The 19,981-nt window shown below is 41.6% G+C and carries 16 protein-coding genes and 1 pseudogene; 7 read left to right on the plus strand and 10 right to left on the minus strand.

The genetic code is table 11. The annotated features are described in order from the left end of the window. Positions 1-13: 13 nt before the first annotated feature. The 10 genes and pseudogenes from AC0L6V_RS04535 to nadC form a co-directional block, all read right to left on the minus strand. Positions 14-238, minus strand: a complete 225-nt coding sequence (locus AC0L6V_RS04535; protein WP_409419434.1) for a DNA gyrase inhibitor YacG — start codon at positions 236-238, stop codon at positions 14-16. Beyond that, entirely contained in the window at positions 211-843 is a 633-nt protein-coding gene (gene coaE, locus AC0L6V_RS04540; RefSeq protein WP_265217651.1) for a dephospho-CoA kinase, read from the minus strand. Before coaE ends, AC0L6V_RS04535 begins: the two co-directional genes overlap by 28 nt. A gap of 4 nt (positions 844-847) precedes the next feature. Beyond that, a complete protein-coding gene (locus AC0L6V_RS04545) occupies positions 848-1,627 on the minus strand; it encodes a prepilin peptidase (protein WP_409419435.1) in 780 nt (259 codons plus the stop codon). A gap of 6 nt (positions 1,628-1,633) precedes the next feature. Further along, positions 1,634-2,599, minus strand: a complete 966-nt coding sequence (locus AC0L6V_RS04550) for a type II secretion system F family protein (RefSeq protein WP_418138801.1) — start codon at positions 2,597-2,599, stop codon at positions 1,634-1,636. Between the two features lie 99 nt (positions 2,600-2,698). Next, a complete protein-coding gene (locus AC0L6V_RS04555) occupies positions 2,699-3,634 on the minus strand; it encodes a GspE/PulE family protein (protein ID WP_409419436.1) in 936 nt (311 codons plus the stop codon). Then, positions 3,631-4,083 (minus strand): pilin, encoded by a 453-nt coding sequence (locus tag AC0L6V_RS04560; RefSeq protein WP_265217654.1) that lies wholly within the window; start codon positions 4,081-4,083, stop codon positions 3,631-3,633. The genes AC0L6V_RS04555 and AC0L6V_RS04560 overlap by 4 nt, the downstream gene beginning before the upstream one ends. 68 nt (positions 4,084-4,151) lie before the next feature. Then, positions 4,152-4,520, minus strand: coding sequence for a hypothetical protein (locus AC0L6V_RS04565; protein WP_265217655.1), 369 nt, complete (start codon positions 4,518-4,520; stop codon positions 4,152-4,154). Between the two features lie 171 nt (positions 4,521-4,691). Further along, positions 4,692-6,789, minus strand: a pseudogene (gene pta, locus AC0L6V_RS04570) (phosphate acetyltransferase). Positions 6,790-6,835: 46 nt separating this feature from the next. Next, complete coding sequence (locus AC0L6V_RS04575; protein WP_265217657.1) at positions 6,836-8,026, minus strand: acetate/propionate family kinase; 1,191 nt, start codon at positions 8,024-8,026, stop codon at positions 6,836-6,838. A gap of 2 nt (positions 8,027-8,028) precedes the next feature. Beyond that, on the minus strand, positions 8,029-8,877 hold the full coding sequence (gene nadC / locus AC0L6V_RS04580; protein ID WP_265217658.1) for a carboxylating nicotinate-nucleotide diphosphorylase: 849 nt from the start codon (positions 8,875-8,877) through the stop codon (positions 8,029-8,031). A 981-nt stretch (positions 8,878-9,858) separates the two neighbouring features. Between nadC and aceE the strand changes: the two genes are divergently transcribed. The 7 genes from aceE to AC0L6V_RS04615 all read left to right on the plus strand — a co-directional run bounded on the left by aceE (position 9,859) and on the right by AC0L6V_RS04615 (position 19,938). Next, positions 9,859-12,525: a pyruvate dehydrogenase (acetyl-transferring), homodimeric type gene (aceE, locus tag AC0L6V_RS04585; RefSeq protein ID WP_265217659.1), complete on the plus strand. Its 2,667-nt coding sequence runs from the start codon at positions 9,859-9,861 to the stop codon at positions 12,523-12,525. A gap of 97 nt (positions 12,526-12,622) precedes the next feature. Further along, entirely contained in the window at positions 12,623-14,551 is a 1,929-nt protein-coding gene (aceF, locus tag AC0L6V_RS04590; protein WP_265217660.1) for a dihydrolipoyllysine-residue acetyltransferase, read from the plus strand. 814 nt (positions 14,552-15,365) lie between these two features. Beyond that, positions 15,366-16,430 carry a sigma 54-interacting transcriptional regulator gene (locus tag AC0L6V_RS04595; protein WP_409419438.1) on the plus strand — a complete coding sequence of 355 codons (1,065 nt, stop codon included), beginning with the start codon at positions 15,366-15,368 and terminating at the stop codon, positions 16,428-16,430. Positions 16,431-16,666: 236 nt separating this feature from the next. After that, positions 16,667-16,903, plus strand: coding sequence for a hypothetical protein (locus AC0L6V_RS04600; RefSeq protein WP_265217662.1), 237 nt, complete (start codon positions 16,667-16,669; stop codon positions 16,901-16,903). Positions 16,904-16,948: 45 nt separating this feature from the next. Further along, on the plus strand, positions 16,949-18,886 hold the full coding sequence (gene tssC / locus AC0L6V_RS04605; protein WP_265217663.1) for a type VI secretion system contractile sheath large subunit: 1,938 nt from the start codon (positions 16,949-16,951) through the stop codon (positions 18,884-18,886). A gap of 43 nt (positions 18,887-18,929) precedes the next feature. Then, positions 18,930-19,544, plus strand: a complete 615-nt coding sequence (locus tag AC0L6V_RS04610; RefSeq protein ID WP_111607601.1) for a type VI secretion system tube protein Hcp — start codon at positions 18,930-18,932, stop codon at positions 19,542-19,544. Between the two features lie 4 nt (positions 19,545-19,548). Then, entirely contained in the window at positions 19,549-19,938 is a 390-nt protein-coding gene (locus AC0L6V_RS04615) for a hypothetical protein (protein WP_265217664.1), read from the plus strand. The last annotated feature ends 43 nt before the right edge of the window (positions 19,939-19,981 follow it).

The following is a 19,981-nucleotide window of genomic DNA, read 5'->3' on the forward strand; positions in this document are numbered from 1 at the left end:
CCGTGTTTAGCAATTATAAAAAGGATTTATTTGGATCGATGACCAGATCTTCTGAGAAAATTTCATCCTCTTCTGAGGTTTGCTGTGGAATGGCATAAGATTCACTCGCCCACGCTCCTAAATCAATCAATTTACATCTAGGGCTGCAAAAAGGGCGATCAATATTTTCTTTAGACCAAGCTGTTTTGGTTTGGCACGTTGGGCAGGCAACTAACGTTGCTGTGTTACTGTTTGGCATAATAGTGACTCTAAAATTTTTTGGTGCAATTTTAAGACTTTAGCATTCATATCAGCAATATTGCCAGTGTTTTCCAAGACGAAATCGGCTCTCTTAATTCGTTCAATATTAGTTAGTTGAGTGACGAGGATTTTTTTAACACTCTCTTGGGTTATTTGATCTCGATTCATGGTGCGTTGGATCTGTATCTCTGTTGGAACATCAATCGCAATCACCCATTTACATAACGCATTTTGGTTTGTTTCGAATAGCAGAGGATGGACGAGCAAAACATATTTCGACGTTGCGGCCTGAAGTTGAGCGCTTATCTCTTTTCGGATTGCGGGATGTGTTAACGCTTCTAGCCACACTCTTTCCTTGGGCTGGTCAAAGATGATCTCTCGTAATGCTTTTCGGTTCAGGGTACCGTCTTTTTGTAAAATATCGTTCCCATAACGCTGGTGGATGCTCTTCAAGCACTCAGAGTTAGGCTGAACCACCAATCTGGCAACGTCATCAGCATCAACACTTTGAATGCCTATTTCGTTGAAATACTTTGTAATCGTACTTTTGCCAGAACCAATCCCGCCAGCAAGACCGATGATTGTAGGAGGGATATTTGTCATAGTGTTATAAATAAAATACCAAAATAGCTGAAAATATTAAAAAAGGACCGAATGCTATTTGTTTAGATCCATTTTCATTTATCAATATAGTGTATAGGATTCCACTTAAACTTGCACAAAGTAAAAGCGCTGATAAATTAGACAATCCAAGCCACGCGGCAAGTGCGGCCACCAGCTTTGCATCACCTAAACCTATTCCCTCATAGCCTCTTATGACGAGACAACATTGCCTTAATCCACAGATAAGGCTAAAGCCTACCAGTAGGCCTAGTACGCTATTTTCGAGTGTGTCTAAGCTTAAGTGCAAAAGTAGGGCGCAGCCTACTACGAGCAGGTTGCATTCATCAGGTAGCAGTTTGTGTTTCATGTCAATGGAGGCTGCTGTCAGCAAAGTGCTCATCACAATAGTGTGTAATACGAGCTGAAAGGTACCATCGGTAAGCCAAGGCAAAGGAAGGCAGCACATTATATGAAGGCATTCAATGATAGGGTACTGGTAACCAATGTTTTTTTTACAATAGCGACACCTTCCTTGCAAAAATACATAGCTTATTATCGGGATAAGGTCTTGCCATGCCAGTAAATGACGACAACTCATGCACTGGGAACGGCGTTGGCGGATTGTTTCTGGTTCATTTTTTGAGAAGGGTAACGACAATAGAAGGTGAGCTTCTTTTCGCCATAAATACTCATTTTTAACAGGCCATCTCGTTGCGAAAGCGGCTGCGTAACTACCTAGACTGGAAGTAAATAAAATGTATAAAAACCATTCAGTTATTGTCATATTGATTTAATGTATTTCAAGTAAAGGGGTGTATAGGGAGATGAGTGCTGAGGCAACAAATCCCCCTGCTATGAATAAACAAATAGCTGGTATGAGTTTTTCCAGTAAAGCGATATTTTTTTGCCAGCGCCTTTCATGCTCTTTAGTGGCAAGAGTAAGTGCTCTTTCAATATTGCCATCTTTTTCGGCAGAATTTAGGGCAATTTCTGCTTCATTCGGGAACCACGTGTTTGGGAAGCTGTTTGTGTAGCTTTTGCCTAATTGTAGGGTGTAATAAACTTGGTATATTTGCTCTTTTGTTACTTCATGTTGGAAATAGGTTGGCATGTGCTTTAATGCTTCTTGCAAAGTGATCCCCGTTTGTCTTGTTGTATTAAGTAATGAGAAAAGCTTAGTGAGTCGAAAATTTTGACTGTATTTTTCAAGCCAGGAGCAGGCATAGCCCTTATAAAGACTGTTAATAATCACTAACTGAACCGCACTACAGGTAAGGTAGAGAGAAATATTGCTTATCAACATAAAATAATAGTGCTCGACAGCGGTGTGCTGCATGACAAGGTTTGCGATGAGTATCATCAGGGCTATTTGAATGATGCAAAAAGGATAGGTAAGGGCTTTTAGTAGTCTATGAGACCAATCGAGTAGTGATTTAAGCTGGAGTATAGAAATCGTTAGACTTTTCTCACAGTCTTCTCGACTGCCTTGGGCATTGAGTAATTGACAATAAGGGGCAGCAGAGTGACTGGTCAGTTTACTGAGGGTATCGTTAAAAAGGCGGCCTTTTTCTAATTCGGTCAATAATGCTTGGCAGTTGATGGAGATAATTGGGTGAGGAGAAGAGAGTGCAAAATGGGAGATAGCTTGATTAAGCTGTAAGCCTGAGTGTAAAGCATTCTGGAGTTCATCATAAAAGGTCTTTAATGATTGATAATCTAATTTTTGGGCTTCCACTCCGCTATTGATATTTGCCAAGTGCCAAGTTTTAGTAAATCAAAGGTAACCGCGTCCTCTGATGAACCATAGCAGTAATCAATCTTTCCATTTGAGTGTTGAATTTTATACCAAGGCATATCAAGTCTCCTTGCTTTGAGAAGGAAATGCTTTCCAAAGAGAAGGCGTTGATATCAGGGTGTCGTAATCTTTTGGCAATACTTCTCCCCATAATGGTTGCAAACCATTAAATATGGGTTGTTGGGAGCTAGATTTATAGAGCATGGATTGGTGAATAATCAGCTTTAGAGAGCTTACCAAAGAGAAAAAGTCTACCTGCCAACCGTGGCAACGATGAATAGCATCAAGGGCTGAATTAGTATGTAGTGTGGCCAACACAAGATGTCCAGTAAGTGCGGCATTGACAGCAAGGTTGGCGGTGACGGCGTCGCGAACCTCACCAACCATAATCACATCAGGGTCTTGTCTTAAAAAGGATTTCAAAAGAGCAGCAGAATCTAGGCCGATAGCGGTGTTTGGTTCGCATTGAAATAAACCAGGAATTTCATATTCAACCGGATCTTCAATGGTGAAAATAGTTTTATTGCCTGTGTTTAGAGCGTCGAGACAGGAATAGAGTGATGTACTTTTTCCTGCCCCCGTCGCACCACAGACCAAAACCAAGCCGCTAGAATAACCAAGAGTTGAACTAAGTGTGTTAAGAAGGGCGGTTTGTATGCCAATGTCATTGAGTGCCAAACGGCTCTTTTCTGGTAGTAATCGCATGGCCACTTTCTCGCCTTTAACGGTAGCGATGATGCTGACTCTAATAAAGGTGCTACGATGTTTTTCTTCGAATAAAAATTGTCCTTCTTGTGTTCGCCTCGTTTCAGATAAATCTAAATTTGAGCGCATCTTAATACGATTGATTAAGCTACTATCCTGTGGGAGCTCGGCTACTTTTTGCAACACGCCGTAGCAGCGTTGATAGATAATTGTCGCATGCTTTGAATGCTCAATGTGAATGTCGCTAGCATGCTGGCTGACGGCTGTAACAATGATTTCTTCTAATGTCATTGTTTTTCTCCCGCCAAACTCTTGCATTGTAACGGAAGAACGTTTTCAGCCAAGTCTGAAGTACAGTGCCAGTTTCTATTGGTATCACGTGCGTATTTTAAATACTGGTTTTCTGTTATGCCGGTACTGTCATTCAATGTGAGTTGAATATTTCCGGTTCCCTTATTTTGATCATTAACAGTAATCAATTTTACAATTGAATCTGTGTCGAGAGGGTTTTTTATTAAGTTAAAATCCGCTTCGCTAGGAAAAGAGCCATGCAAAAGAATAAACTCTTCAACCAATGACTGGTGTTGAGTCGCCAGATTTTGGACTTCGATCAATTTTGCTTTTGTGATCTGACGCGTGAAAGCGGGGGCTGATAAGCTGGCTAAGATAGAAATGATTGCAATGACAACCATTAGTTCTAGTAACGTAAAGCCACGCATTGAGAGGCGAGAGGATCGCATTCTTCACTCCTTGAAGATTTCTGGTTATTGGCATCCTGCCGAAAAATTCATATCATAACTTTTATATGCTAAACGATTTGATCAAGAAAGTCTCCCACATGAGTTTTTTCTTGATAGCTTAGGGTTTTATTATCTTTGTGGGCTGTATTGATCAATGGGTGAATATCGTCTTCGATAAACTCTTCCTCTGGTTCTAGTTTGTCGCGTCGATTGATTTCATCGTCTTCGATTTTTTTACGATTTCTCTGTGATAAGGCTTGACCTTGTTCCGATATGGTAACGATAAGATCGCTGGATGCCTTTGCATTGCGAGCGTTTAGAGCCGCCATATTGGTGTCTTCATCTGAACGCAAATCAAAAGTAGTGTAGCCAGGAGTGGCTGTACTCGTGATTGTATGGTTTGATACTGCAATAACGTGAGGAAGGCTGCCAGACATAATGTCCACCAAGTTTGTGATATCAATAAATACTAATAGTCATTTAATGATCTGTCTACTTTTTAACCATCTTTCTTGTTTAAATAATGTGGCCGTTGCGCAAGAGCCGAATTTAAAACTAAGTTAAAAAGTAGACACCAAAAAGACGTATATTTCTCTAGTATAGGTTAGTTATTTTTTATTTTGGCCTGCCTGAATGGCTGTAATCGCAATGGTGTAGACAATGTCATCCACTAGCGCGCCGCGTGACAAATCATTAACGGGTTTACGTATGCCTTGTAGCATTGGGCCGATACTGACAACATCCGCGCTTCGTTGAACGGCTTTATATGTTGTATTGCCCGTGTTTAAGTCTGGAAAAATAAAAACGGTCGCTTTGCCTGCCACTTTGCTGTTAGGCGCTTTTTGTTTTGCGACTTTTTCCATAATAGCAGCGTCGTATTGCAGCGGGCCATCAATTAATAAATCAGGTCGAAGTCTTTGCGCAATAGCAGTCGCTTCTCTGACTTTATCGACATCATTTCCTGTTCCGGATCCACCAGTGCTGTAACTTATCATGGCTACTTTCGGTGTTATACCAAAGGCTGCAGCAGAGTCGGCGCTTTGAATGGCGATTTCAGCGAGTTGCTCCGCGGTTGGATCTGGGTTGATGGCGCAGTCTCCATACACCAATACTTGATCTGGTAAACACATAAAAAATACCGAAGAGACTAAGCTGGCATTAGGTGATGTTTTGATGATCTGAAGCGCGGGGCGAATAGTATTGGCCGTTGTGTGTACTGCACCAGACACTAGGCCATCCACATCGCCAACTTGTAACATCATCGTACCAAGTACAACATTATCTTCAAGTTGTTCACGGGCAACGATGTCAGTAAGTCCACGATTCTTTCTTAATTCCACCATTGGAGCGACGTAGCGTTCACGAATGCTACTAGGGTCTAATATTTCAACTCCATGGCTTAATTCAATGCCGTTGTTTTGTGCAATACGCAGAATTTCAGTTTCATTCCCTAGTAAAGTACAACGTGCAATGCCTCGTTCCGCACAAATAGAGGCTGCTTGTATTGTACGAACTTCTTCCCCTTCCGGTAGGATAATACGCTTATTTAGAGAGCGGGCAAGCTCGATCAAACGAAAGCGGAAGGCAGGAGGAGAGAGTTTTCTTTCTTCTTGGTTCATCGCAAACGAGTTGATCCAGTCATGATCTATGCATCGAGCAATGTGCTCTTTAACCATGAGTACGCGCTCTTTGTCATCCAGTGGGATTTCTTGGTTGAATGATTGCATATTAATGACGGTTTCCCAACTGTTGGATTCAACCGATAGGACAGGTAAGCCTTTGGCCATCGCTTTTCCGCAAAGTGCCATAAGAGATTCACTTGGCTGATAACCACCGGTTAAAACCAGAGCGGCGATTTTAATGTCATTCAATGCAGCAATCGCGGTGGCCATGATGACATCAGTGCGATCGCCTGGCGTGAACACCAAAACACCAGGGCGCAACGCTTCAAGCATATTTTCCACGCCACGAGCGCAGAGTGTATAAGACTGCACGCGTCGAGATTCAATTTCACCGGCATTCACAATGCGAGCCCCCAAAAAGTCGGCTACGTCTTTGACACGAGGATAGGTGAGCCTCGTCCGCTTTTGGAATTTGACCCAGTAAACTGAAGTTACGTTTAAAAATACCTCGTTGTGCAAACAAATCCCCGTATGACTTGACGCCTAACGAACCTGGAGTGGTTTTATTTAAAATACAGCCAATGACATCATTGGCTTTAATGCCGCCGTAAGATCCAGCTGCAATTTCCACATGATGCTCTAGTTCATTCACTCTCATGTTGTTTGGTGCTGTGACCAAAACGAGTCCCGCATCAAGGGTGCGAGCGATGGCTTTGTTTAGTCTTGTTGCATAGGGGTGGCCTGCAATTTGCGCGAGACCCTCTACAATAACCGTTGAGTCAGGCTCTACACTGGCTTGAAAGCGCCCTACGATTTCTTCCATGAGTTCATCAATATTGTCATTATAAAGGTAGCGTTCTGCCTCATGCAGTGGGATAGGTTCAGCAGGGGTGAGGGTTGAACCCTGAGCTACCATGGCGGTTGACTTATCTGGTCCTTTATCGCCAGGCTGAGGTTGAGCGATAGGTTTGAAAAAACTAGCTTTTAAACCTTGCTGTTCTAACGCGCGAACAAGGCCGACTGAAACTGACGTTAAGCCAACGCCTGGGCCAGTAGGAACGGTCATTAATACATTTATTGACATTTTTGATGAATCCTAAATTAGTCCATTTTTGAGGGCAAAGTCTTGATCAGTGAGAGATCAAACTTATCGTATCCAATGCAATCATTAGTTCCTCATTCGTCGGAATTATCCACACGTTAGTTCCACTGCTTGCTGAGCTAATATTGGTCGTATCACCGCGTGGCGCTGTTTCGTTTAGCGTCGAGTCTATAGTGATATTGAGTGCTTTTAAATGATCACAAATAGCTTGACGTAAATAGGATGAATTCTCTCCGATGCCCCCCGTAAACACCAAGTGATCAATACTTTCCAAAGTGGTTGACATGCTAGCTAGATGTTTGGCTGTTCGGATTGCAAACATGTCCAGTGCCAGTTTCGCTCTTTGGTCTCCTGATACCATTGCGTCTTCAAGCGTTCGGCAATCGTTGGAGATTTCTGACACTCCGAGTAGACCGCTTTTTTTATTCAATATATCAAGAGCCGCATCCGCTGAAATGCCCTCTGCTTGGCTAATAAAAGACAGTAGGCTTGGGTCTATACTGCCGGAACGAGTCCCCATCATTAAACCTTCAAGTGGGGTGATCCCCATGCTGGTATCGACTGATAGGCCTTTATCAATTGCACATGTGCTTGCACCATTGCCTAGGTGTGCCACAAGCACGCCTTGTTGATCGCTGCCTTTTGCTACTTGTTCTAAACGTTGGCTAATGTATCGGTAGCTGGTGCCATGAAAGCCATATTTGCGAAAATGATGTTGTCGATAAAAATGCATCGGTATGGGATATAAATATTGTTCAGGGGCAATGGTTTGATGAAAGGCTGTATCAAACACCGCAACTTGAGGTAAACCTGGGAAAAGTTCAAACGCAATCTCTATGCCCTTTATATGTGCTGGATTATGAAGCGGAGCAAACTGCGCGCATTCTTTTATGCCATCTAGTACGGTTTCATTAATTAAAACGGATTGGCTAAATGTTTCACCACCATGAACAACACGGTGACCTATACCTACTAGTGAATCAGCGATGTCTGGATGACTGTTAAGCCATTCTTTAATTTGAGCCACAGCGTTTTTATGGCTACCGTCTTCTAAAAGAATCGTCTTTTTTTTGCTCTCAAATTTAAAGGTAATATTACTTTCTTCTGTACCTAATCTATCGGCTATACCCTCAATTAATGAGTCTTGACCTGCATTGGCAAGAACGGCAAACTTTAAGGAGGAGCTGCCGCAATTAATCACTAAAATACTATCTTTCATCATTATTCCTGAGATACACGCATAGACAGATCTATTGCTTGAACATGTTTTGTAAGAGCACCTATGGACACAAAATCCACACCAGTGGCAGCAACCTTTAAAAGCCGTTCCTTATCCATGTTTCCTGAGGCTTCAAATTTTACCTGTCCTTTGTATTTGTTCACTGCAGTGGTCATGTCTTCGTAGGAAAAATTATCCAGCATAATAATATTCGCACCAGCACTTACTGCCATGGCAACTTCTTCAAGGTTTTCGGTTTCGACTTCAATAGTCTTGCCTGGTGCTATTTTTTGCGCCATTTTGACGGCATTAGCAATGGAGCCTGCGGCCATAATGTGATTTTCTTTTATCAAAAACGCATCGTAAAGCCCCATACGGTGATTTTGTCCCCCTCCAATGGTGACAGCGTATTTTTGTGCTTGTCGCATGCCGGGTAATGTCTTGCGAGTATCGAGTATTGTGAGTGGCGTGTCCTTAACAATTTGACAATATTGACGAGTAACACTCGCTGTATAGGACAGTGTTTGTAAGAAGTTCAATGCTGTTCGTTCGCCCGTTAAAATACTTCTTGCATGGCCTTTTAACGATAGAAAAGGTTGGTTGGGCTTCACCAGATCGCCTTCTTTGTTATGCCAATCAAGAATCACCTTACCACCTAACTGAGAAAACACTTCATTTACCCAAGCTTGACCGCATAATACGGCATCTTCTCGGCTGATGACTGTTGCGACTATTTCTTGATCATCTGGTATAAGTTGCGCTGTTATGTCACCTAAGCCCATATCTTCTTTTAACGCAAAAGTCACTTGCTCTTGCATGTGTTCTATTAATAGTGAAGTCGGAAGGGTCATGTGTTGTCCTAAATAAGCCACTTAAATAAAGCCACTATTGTAGCTTGATATACTTAATGCGTCAGTGTTGTTTTTTTATATTCCTTGTCGTAGATCTATTGTTTTATCTCAAAAACGAGCGAATAAATTGTTTTTGTGATGTTTGTTTTTTTGATGATTGTTATGTGTCTTTGTTTTTTAGATAGTGTGTCTTGTTTGCTATATTGCGATGAATATATTTCAAAAAATACAGCTTGACGACGCGCTAGGGTGTCATTATGTGATATTTTGTGAGGAAATTCCCCTGTGCTGAATAAAGCGAATAGCCACCTTATACATAAATGGATTTAAAATTCATAGTGTTTATAGGCTTCATATTTTTTGTGAATTTTGGTGTGGTGATGTGTACTTTAGCGCGATAACGTGGTCTTTTTGTCAGTTTTTAGATAAGATTTGGTCTGCAAAAAAGATTCAAAAGCCTCTTAGAGACTTCAATCTTTGTGGGGGTGGCTAGGCGATCTCTTGAATAGGTGTTAATCTTACGCCCGAATTGGACTCTTTGTGCCCAGATAAAAGCTTGGTACAAAGTAAGATTTTTGTAAAACACGGCCAATAAATACTAGGTTGAGGCTGTGTTATACGCATGTACTACATGTACTAAGTAGACAAACAGTTTTGAATTTTTATGTGCATCTAGTAAGGCTATCTTGCATGTGAAAACTTAATGTTGGGTTTGATGAACCAAACCCAAAATGGAAGCGAACCGACTAGATACACTGGTGGTCGATGCAATGGACATAATCTTAAAACAATAATAATTGCCATTGGAACGGATAAAAACGACGCTTTAAACGCAAATTAATAGGGTGTCGTTTTATCCTAGGTCGGCTGGAGCTTACATATAAGCTCTGATGGTTCGTTTAAGTAGCCTCCAAGGCTTACATACACATAATGTCCTTGGTAGGTTAAGTATCTGTTCTAATAGCGGGAGTTATTAACACGATGACTGAGCAGCATATTCTCGAAGACATCGATCCAATTGAAACCAAAGAGTGGGTCGATGCGCTTGAGTCTGTCCTTCGCGAAGAAGGTCCTGATCGCGCGCAATACATTTTAAATCGTTTGACGAATGAAGCTTCAAAAGCGGGTACGTCAATGCCGTCGTCTATTACGACGCCTTACCGAAACACAATCGCTCCTGAAAATCAGAAGCCATTGCCCGGTGACGTGTTCATGGAACGTCGTATTCGTTCTATTATTCGTTGGAACGCATTGGCTATGGTAATGAAGGCAAACCGTGTTGACTCAACACTTGGTGGCCACATTACGAGCTTTTCTTCAGCAGCAACGCTTTATGATATCGGCTTTAACCACTTTTTCCGTGGTACAAGCGAGAAACAAGAAGCGGATATGGTTTTCTTCCAAGGCCATATTTCACCTGGTATCTACGCACGTTCATATATTGAAGGGCGCTTGACAGATGAGCAGCTTGATAACTTCCGTCGTGAAGTGGATGGCAAAGGTATTTCTTCCTATCCTCACCCTTGGTTGATGCCAGATTATTGGCAATTCCCAACAGTGTCTATGGGATTAGGGCCACTTCAGGCTATTTACCAAGCACACGTTATGAAGTATCAGCATAGCCGCGGTTTAATCGACCAAGGCGATCGGAAAGTATGGGCATTCTTGGGTGATGGTGAGTGCGATGAGCCAGAATCTTTAGGTGCTATTGCTTTGGCTGGCCGCGAGAAATTGGATAATCTAATTTTTGTTATTAACTGTAACTTACAGCGCCTCGACGGTCCTGTTCGTGGTAATAGCAAAATTGTTCAAGAGCTTGAAGGCGTATTCCGTGGCGCTGGTTGGAACGTCATTAAATGTTTATGGGGCCGTCACTGGGATCCATTATTCGAAAAAGATGACAAAGGTTTGCTGATCAAGCGTATGAATGAAGTATGCGATGGTGAGCTTCAGAACTACAAAGCAAATGGCGGCGCTTACACCCGCGAGCATTTCTTCGGTAAGTACCCAGAATTGCTTGAAATGGTTAAAGACATGACAGATGAAGAAATCATGAATCTTAACCGCGGTGGTCACGACCCTTATAAAGTTTATGCTGCCTACGCCGAAGCCACATCTCACAAAGGTCAACCGACTGTAATTCTTGCCCAAACTGTTAAAGGTTACGGCATGTTTAAAGCGGCTGAAGCGCAAAACACAGCGCACCAAACGAAGAAATTGGATGAAGAGTCATTGGCTCAGTTCCGTGATAAGTTTGGCATTCCTATTAGTGATGAAGAGCTAAAAGATTTACCTTACTACCGTCCAGCGGAAGACAGTCCAGAAATGCAATACTTGCGCTCTCGTCGCAAAGAATTGCATGGTGATTTCCCAGTGCGTCGTCGTGATTGTGAAGCACTTGAAGTCCCTTCTTTGGAAGCCTTTAAGTCTCAGATCGCGGGAACAAACGGTCGTGAAATATCAACTACTATGGCGTTTGTGCGTGCATTGAACGTCATGGTTAAAGATAAAAATATCGGTGAGCGCGTTGTACCGATTGTTGCGGATGAAGCGCGTACTTTTGGTATGGAAGGTATGTTCCGTCAGCTGGGTATTTACACATCTGAAGGTCAGCGCTACACGCCGCATGACCATACTCAGATCATGTATTACAAAGAATCTGCAGACGGTCAAATTCTACAAGAAGGTATTAACGAACCAGGCGCATTTTCTGCTTGGTTGGCGTTAGCGACTTCTTACAGTAACAGCAATCTTCCAATGATTCCTGTGTACATTTACTACTCAATGTTTGGTTTCCAGCGTATTGGTGACTTGGCTTGGGCGGCAGGTGACTCTCAGGCTCGTGGTTTCTTGATTGGTGCAACTGCCGGTCGTACAACGCTTAACGGTGAAGGTTTGCAGCACGAAGATGGTCATTCACATATTCTTGCGGGCACAATTCCTAATTGTGTGTCTTATGACCCTACTTATTCATACGAAGTCGCTGTTATCATGCAAGATGGCTTGCGTCGTATGTATAAAGAAAAAGAGAGTGTTTTCTATTACTTAACCGTAATGAATGAGAACTATACGCACGAAGATATGCCTGAAGGTGTTGAAGACGGCATCATTAAGGGTATGTATAAGCTTAAATCTCACGCTAAGAAAACCAATAAGAAGCAAGTTCAATTACTTGGTTCTGGTGTTATTCTTCGTGAAGTGGAAGCGGCTGCAGAGATCCTATTTAATGATTACGGTGTTAACTCCGACGTATGGAGCGTGACATCTTTCAACGAACTACGCCGTGAAGGTCTAGATGTAAGCCGTTGGAACATGCTTCACCCAGAGTCTGAACCTCGTGTATCTCATGTTGAATCATGCTTGAATGGCAACGGTCCTGTTATTGCTTCTACCGATCATATTAAATTGTTCGCAGATCAAATTCGACCATTCGTAAAAGGTACATACAATGTGCTTGGTACAGATGGTTTTGGCCGCAGTGATACTCGTGCTCAATTGCGTCACTTCTTTGAAGTGAACCGTTATTGGGTAGTGGTTTCTGCCTTGAATGCACTGGCGAAAGACGGTGTGATTGATGCATCTGTAGTTAGTGGAGCAATTGCTAAGTTTGGTTTAGATCCTGAGAAGCCAAACCCTGTCACTTGCTAATTACCTGACAAGCTAGGTATCTGGCTTAGTGTATTTTTTCTACCTAAGCCAGATAAGTTTTTAAGTTTGATGCGTCTATAAGACAAAGGAGATTTCTGTGAGTACTGAAATCATTCGAGTACCGGATATTGGTGGTGCGACTGATGTCGAGATTATCGAGATCAGTATTAAGGTTGGTGACATGATCGAAGTCGACCAATCTATTATTGTTTTAGAAACAGATAAGGCTTCCATGGATGTTCCATCTTCTATGGCTGGTAAAGTAAAAAGCATTTCTGTGAAAGAAGGCGATAAGGTTTCTGAAGGTGATGAACTTCTTGTTATAGAAGTTGAAGGTACAGAAACGACTACGCCTGAGTCAAAAGCAGAAGCATCTGCGCCGGTAAAATCTGCTGATAAGGCGACAACGGGATCTTCTTCTACTGAAGAGAAAGTGTCCGTGCCTGATATTGGTGGTGCAACGGATGTAGAAGTGATTGAAGTTTGCGTATCTGAAGGCGATATTGTCGAAGAGGGTGACTCTTTAATCGTATTAGAAACAGATAAGGCTTCTATGGATATCCCTTCTCCGTTTACGGGTAAGATAGGCAAAATTGCGATCAAAGTAGGTGATACTGTTTCTGAGGGTGCTGACATCCTTGTGATAACAACAGAATCCTCTGCTCCTGTTGCGTCTGAAGAAAAATCGGAAGCACCAAAAGCGTCAGCTCCAGCCTCAGCCGCGCCTGCTTCAGGTGGCGTTGAGTCTGTTAAAGTGCCTGATATTGGTGGTGCTGAAGGCGTTGAAGTTATCGAAGTTGCGGTAGCGGCTGGCGATAAGGTTAAAGAGGGCGACTCCATTATCGTTCTTGAAACTGACAAAGCGTCTATGGAAATCCCAGCTCCGAAATCTGGAACAGTCAAGTCCGTTTCCATTAAGGTCGGTGACAAGGTCTCTGAAGGTGATCTCGTTCTTGAACTTGAAGTAGAAGGTGGTTCTGCACCGGCTTCAGCTGCGCCAGTTGCTGAAAAAGCCGTTGAAAAAGCGACGCCAGCAGCGGCTGAAGAATCTAAAGTAAGCTCTGCAAAAGCGGCGCCTGCAGCGGATCAATCGGCTGTATTATCTGAGCCTTCGAAAAAGGTTCATGCGGGTCCTGCTGTCCGTATGCTTGCTCGTGAGCTTGGTGTTGATCTATCTCTTGTTCGCCCTACAGGTCCTCGTGGCCGCATTATAAAAGAAGATTTGCATGCTTATGTGAAAGCGGCTGTTCAGAAGGCTGTATCGGCTCCTGCTGCGGTTGCAACAGGTTCTGGTCTTCCTACTGTGCCTGATCAAGACTTTAGCAAGTTCGGCGATGTCGAAATTGTTAAGATGAGCAAGATCCAGCGTCTAACGGCTCAGAACATGGTTCGTAACGCGCTCGTTGTGCCTCAAGTGACTCAGTTCGACAAAGCGGATATTTCTGATCTTGAAGAGTTCCGTAAGGGCTTGAAAGGGGAAATGGAAAAACAAGGTGTTAAATTGACACCACTTCCATTCCTTATTAAAGCGGTAGCTCAGGCTATGGTGGCGAACCCTAGCTTCAATGTGTCGCTAATGGCTGACGGCGAAACATATGTTCAGAAGCATTATGTACACATTGGTATTGCGGTAGATTCACCAGCTGGTTTGGTTGTGCCTGTCTTGCGTGATGCAGATAAAAAATCGGTTGTGCAGATCGCTAAAGAGGCAAGTGAACTGATTAAGAAAGCGCTTGATAAGCAACTTAAACCTGCAGACATGCAAGGTGGTTGTTTTACTATTTCTAGTTTGGGTGCAATCGGTGGTACTGGCTTTACGCCTATCGTTAATTGTCCTGAAGTGGGTATTCTTGGCGTTTCTAAAGCGGATATTGAACCACGCTGGAATGGTAAAGAGTTTGAACCTCGTACCATGTTACCATTGTGCTTGTCTTATGATCACAGAGCCGTTAATGGTGGTGATGCGGGTCGGTTCATGACCTTCTTGAATTCACTGCTAAGCGATGTACGTCGTTTGTCTCTTTAATGAGGCGGCTTAATCTGTAGTAAGAGAATGAGTTACGGGTAAAGTTAATTCCGCTTTACTCGTAGTCATTATCTTCAAGTAAGTATAAAAAACCTCATTACCATTTGTTTGGTAATGAGGTTCTTTTTTGCCAATATCACCAGCATTACTCCTATGTACTTGTTTACTCTGAATTACCTCTCGTAAAGCCTTCTCTTAATTTGAAAAAACTATGAAATCGTCTTTTTATGGCTCATCAAGATGTAATCTGTGAGTCAGATAGCGTTAGATTGACTGGATCCTAGATATATTTTATCAATATTCAGCCTTTGCTTTTCGTTGTATTTTCTCTTACCGAGTGACGTGGTCTATTCGAGATGATCAATGAGTGAGATATGCCCAATGAGTTTGTTGTCCGATTTTATTTGAGTGCCAGACACTTGCTTAATCAAGTGCAATGTCAAGTATTGCAAGGCAATTTTTAAAAAAACAAAAAGTACTAGGTTAGAAACACTAATTTTATAATCATTGTTAGAGGAAATCAGCGATACTGTATCTAGAGTTAACGTTTTATTAGATAGTTTTTCGTTATATTGACCCAGTCGGGTAAAAAAACACCCGAAACAGTATCGTTTTGACCAATTTGAGCTAGATTAAGTATTGTAGAATGGCGCTATTAGGGGTGAAAGCGATTGGCCTTTTTTTTGCTACATAAAATCACTGTTCTTTTTTAATGAATTGCCAAGATTTTATTTTACTCCATTTGTGTCTTTTCCGAGGAGTGATACTAAAAAATACTTAACGTGTTGTATTTATAAAGGAATAAGAGGGATATATGAATATTATTGATAGTAATATCATAGGGAAATCTCAAGTTATAGTACAGATGAGGAACTCTATTAAAACAATGGCTCAGTACCCGGCAACCGTTTTGATTACTGGTGAAACCGGTACTGGTAAGGAACTTGTTGCTAGAGGGTTGCATTATGGAGGTGGTTTGGCAAATAAACCCTTTATTGCCATCAATTGTTCTACATTTTCTGATGAGCTGTTTGCCAGTGAGTTATTTGGCTATAAGAAAGGAGCATTTACCGATGCGAAAAATGACAAAGAAGGGCTTCTTTCGTCAGTAAATGGCGGTACGATTTTTCTGGATGAAATAGATAGTCTATCTTTAAAGTCACAAGCGGCATTGCTGAGAGTGTTGCAAGAGTCAGAGTTTAGGCCGATTGGTTCAAATGAGGTATTAAAGACCAATGTTAGGTTTATCGCGGCCGCTAACTGTGATCTTGAACTTAAAATTGAACATCATGACTTTCGACAAGACCTGTATTTTAGGCTATTTATCTTGTCTATAAAGGTGCCTGCGTTGAGAGATCGCAAAGAAGATATTGCTTTACTAGTGGAACATTTTATTGAAAAACTTAATTCACAATATGGATTAAATAAGAAAGGGGCCAGTGATAGACTAATGAGTTGGTTTTACTCTCATTATTGGCCTGGTAACATTAGAGAATTGGAAAACAGTGTGCATCGTTATTATTTGCTTGCTAATGGAGAACTATTAGATACTTCTGAAACGCCAGAGGCTAATTTTGATTTTCCCCCTTCTGCTTTACCTCGATATATACATGATAAACCTAAGTATAATGGCTCCTACGAAAATAATATTATAAATGAATCTGATCTTAATAGTGATATTCAGGATTCAGATTTAATTTTCTCAAGTGCAAAACGTTTAGCAATTGAGAGATTTGAAGCGAAATTTGTATCTAGATTACTTGTTCTGACTAATGGCAATGTCACAAAGGCGGCGAGTTTATGTGGGAAAGAAAGAAGAGCCTTTGGAAAGCTAGTCAAAAAATATCATATAAAAAGTAATGAGATACACCTCTACTGATACTATGTTTTTTTAAGAGGCCGTGTTTTTTAACACGGCCTTTTTGTTTCTAAAGAAAGGTGGTGTTTTTTTATACCCACTTAATATGGGGTATTTATAACCCTGATGGGTGTTTAAATTATTTTTCACCACATTTGATTATAAATTTTTCTTTAAAATCAAAGGTTTGAAATTCATTTTGAGTTGGCACTTATTATGCTTTAAAGATAAATCACAAATGTAATGAGACGAATCTGATGAGCATAAGTTACTACTATCAAACAGATGTAGCTCGATTGATTAAGAATTATTTGAAGGAACATCCAAATAGTGAGGATACTGTTTTAGGTATTACCGATTGGTGGGTAAAGCAACAAAAAATAATGGATTCTATGGCTGCGGTAGATAATGCTTTAAAAATTTTAGAATTACAGGGTGAGGTAAGTTCGGTGACTCGAAATAACCAAACCTATTTCAGGTTAAACGATAAATAACTGACAGTAATTCAATTTATTCACTTGAAAGTTGGAGATTAAATTTTGGAAAGTAATCAGAAAAAATTATCCAGGGTGAGATCACCAAGAGTACACATCACATATGATGTCGAAATAGGTGATGCAATTGTTCGAAGGGAATTGCCTTTGATTGTTGGCGTGTTAGCTGATTTATCTGGCATGCCAGCGGTTTCGTTACCTCCGGTGAAAGAGCGAGTATTTGTCGAAATAGACCGCGACAACTTTAATGATGTGATGACCGGTAATGCTGTTCGCTTGGTTTATAAAGTTGATAACGTCTTTGACACAAGTGCTGGGCCGCTTAATCTTGAGTTGCTATTCAATAGCATAGATGCCTTTGAGCCTATCAATTTGGTGAAGCAAATAGATGTTACTAATAAGCGCTATGAATCAAGAAATCGAATACGAGATATGATGGCGAAACTGGATGGCAATGATCCTTTAGACGGCATTCTTGCGGAAGTATTGGCTGATGAGACGCTGCAAAAAGAACTTAAGGACCTCTTTGGTGCAGCTGAAAAATGGTCTACGGTGGTGCCAACAGACTTAGTCAATCGAATGTTGAAGCAAGGCCGCATGGCGTTAGATGAAAGCCAAATTCCTTATGCTTTAGAGCTTATTGGTGAATTTTCGGTCTCGATATTGGAGGGTGTTGCTGAATTGAACGGCCGATTCGCCAGTGATTTGATGGGAGATAAAATCGCTCAAATTGACAATCAATTGACCAATCAGATTAATTTGGTGATGCATTCTCCTGAGTTTCAAGCATTGGAGGCGACTTGGCGTGGTCTGCATTTCCTAGTTAAGAATACCGAGACTGGCACCTCTTTAAAGATTCGTCTCTTGAATATTTCTAAGCGTGATTTGCTTAAGGATTTGCAGAAAGCGGTGGAATTTGATCAAAGTGCTTTATTTAAAAAAATCTACGAAGAAGAATTTGGTACTTATGGTGGTGATCCTTTCTCTTTCCTCGTGGGCGATTACGAATTTGGTCGTCATCCAGAAGATATAGAGTTATTGGAAAAAATTTCTGGTGTTGCCTCATCCGCTCATGCTCCTTTTATTTCTTCTGCTTATGCAAAACTCTTTGATATGGAAGATTTTTTTACGCTTTCTCAACCAAGAGACTTAAGTAAGATTTTTGAGAGTGCTGAGTTAATAAAATGGCGTAGCTTCCGTAGTAGTGAAGACGCACGTTATGTGTCCTTAACCCTGCCTAAAGTATTATTACGGTTACCCTATGGCCCTGATACAGTGGTTGCGGAAGGCTTTGATTTTATTGAGGACGTGGATGGTTCGGATGCACATAAATACTTGTGGGGTAACCCAGCTTTTGTACTCGCTCAGCGAATTACCAATGCTTACTCAAAATTTGGTTGGTTAGCGGCTATTCGTGGTGTAGAGGGCGGTGGATTAGTCGAGGGGTTGCCGGCACATACATTCAAAACACCAGCAGGTGATATCAAGCTAACTTGTCCTACTCAAGTGTCGATTACTGATCGCCGTGAAAAAGAGCTGAACGATTTAGGCTTTATGGCGATTTTGCACTGTAAAGGCAGTGATAAAGCCGCATTTTTTGGAGGGCAGACAACTGGGCAACCTCAAAAATACAATACCGAGGCGGCGAATGCGAATGCGCGAATTTCTACTATGTTGCCTTATGTGTTGAATGCCTCTCGTTTTGCCCATTACATTAAGGTCATTATGCGCGACAAAGTGGGTAGTTTTACCACTAAAGAAGGCGTCTCTGATTATCTTAATAACTGGATTAGTAATTATGTATTAGTTGACGATAGTGCTCCGCAAGAAATGAAAGCGAGTTATCCGCTAAGGGAGTCTCGGATTGAAGTGACAGATGTGCCTGGTAAACCTGGAAGCTATCGTTCAATTGTATTTTTGCGCCCGCATTTTCAATTGGAGGAGTTAACGACGTCTATTCGATTAGTGGCGGAGTTACCTTAATGCTAGAAATGAATACATCAACCAATGAAGAGAGATAGGGATCATGGATTTAATACTATTGCAATTTGGCGTTCCCAATTTTAATGGAACCAATACCGATGCAACGGGGGTTGGCTCGCTCATAGATGGTGCTGCTGGCGAGGGCGATGGACCGGCATGGAGCGAATTAAAAGCGAATGCAGGTGGTGCACAATTTGATTGGACTAATTGCGTTGAGCTGGTGTCTATCAATCAAGGCATTAAACAACAGATTACAACGGATGTGAGTAATAATGCTCGAACATCGGGGCGTCCTATGATTACAGATTTTACTTGTGTGAAATATGTGGATCAGACCTCTCCTAAGATGTATGACTTTTGCCTGAGAGCAAAAACGCTTGATGTGGTTGGTGGTACACCGACGATTATCTGGGTACTACGAAACTCTGGAGATCAGTTTAATATTATTATGCGCTTTGAATTGCGTCTCGCATTGATTAGCGAAATTGACTTTCAATCTCATCCCAATGACATGCCTACCGAGCAGTTTAAGCTGAACTTTACGGAAATAGGTTGGCATCATCAGGTGCAAGGCGCCAATGTTGGTAATCAAGGCGGTTTCTCGGCAGCGGCTTGGAGTGTGGCTAAAAACCGTCCTATTGCAGCGCTATCAAGCTAGGGTAATGTCAAAAATGGCAAAAGCTTTTTTTGAAAAAATTACTCATGCTGGACAAGCAATCAGCACCCAAGAGTCTGTTATAAAAAACGTAGAATATATTTTAAATTTTGGCGGATTTTTAGATGCGGGTGTTGATGGCTATAGCCATCGTTCGATATCTACCATGGAAGGTATATATCGTAACGGATTGACTGCGGTAGTGGATCAGTCTTTGGATAATCAGGGACAAATTACTCAGTTTCAAAAGGACATTGTTCAAGTATTGAAAGTATTTGAACCGCGCATCAAAAAAATTTGGGTATTGAACATAGGTATTAGCAACCAGCGATCCCGTTGCCAGTTAAAAATAGAGCTAGAAAATGAGCATTTTGAACAAGGTTTTATTTTCGGGTGAAAAGTAAACAATAACGAAGGGGGCTCCGTGTTTTTTAGCGGTG

It is taken from the genome of Marinomonas sp. G8-14 (assembly GCF_055808935.1).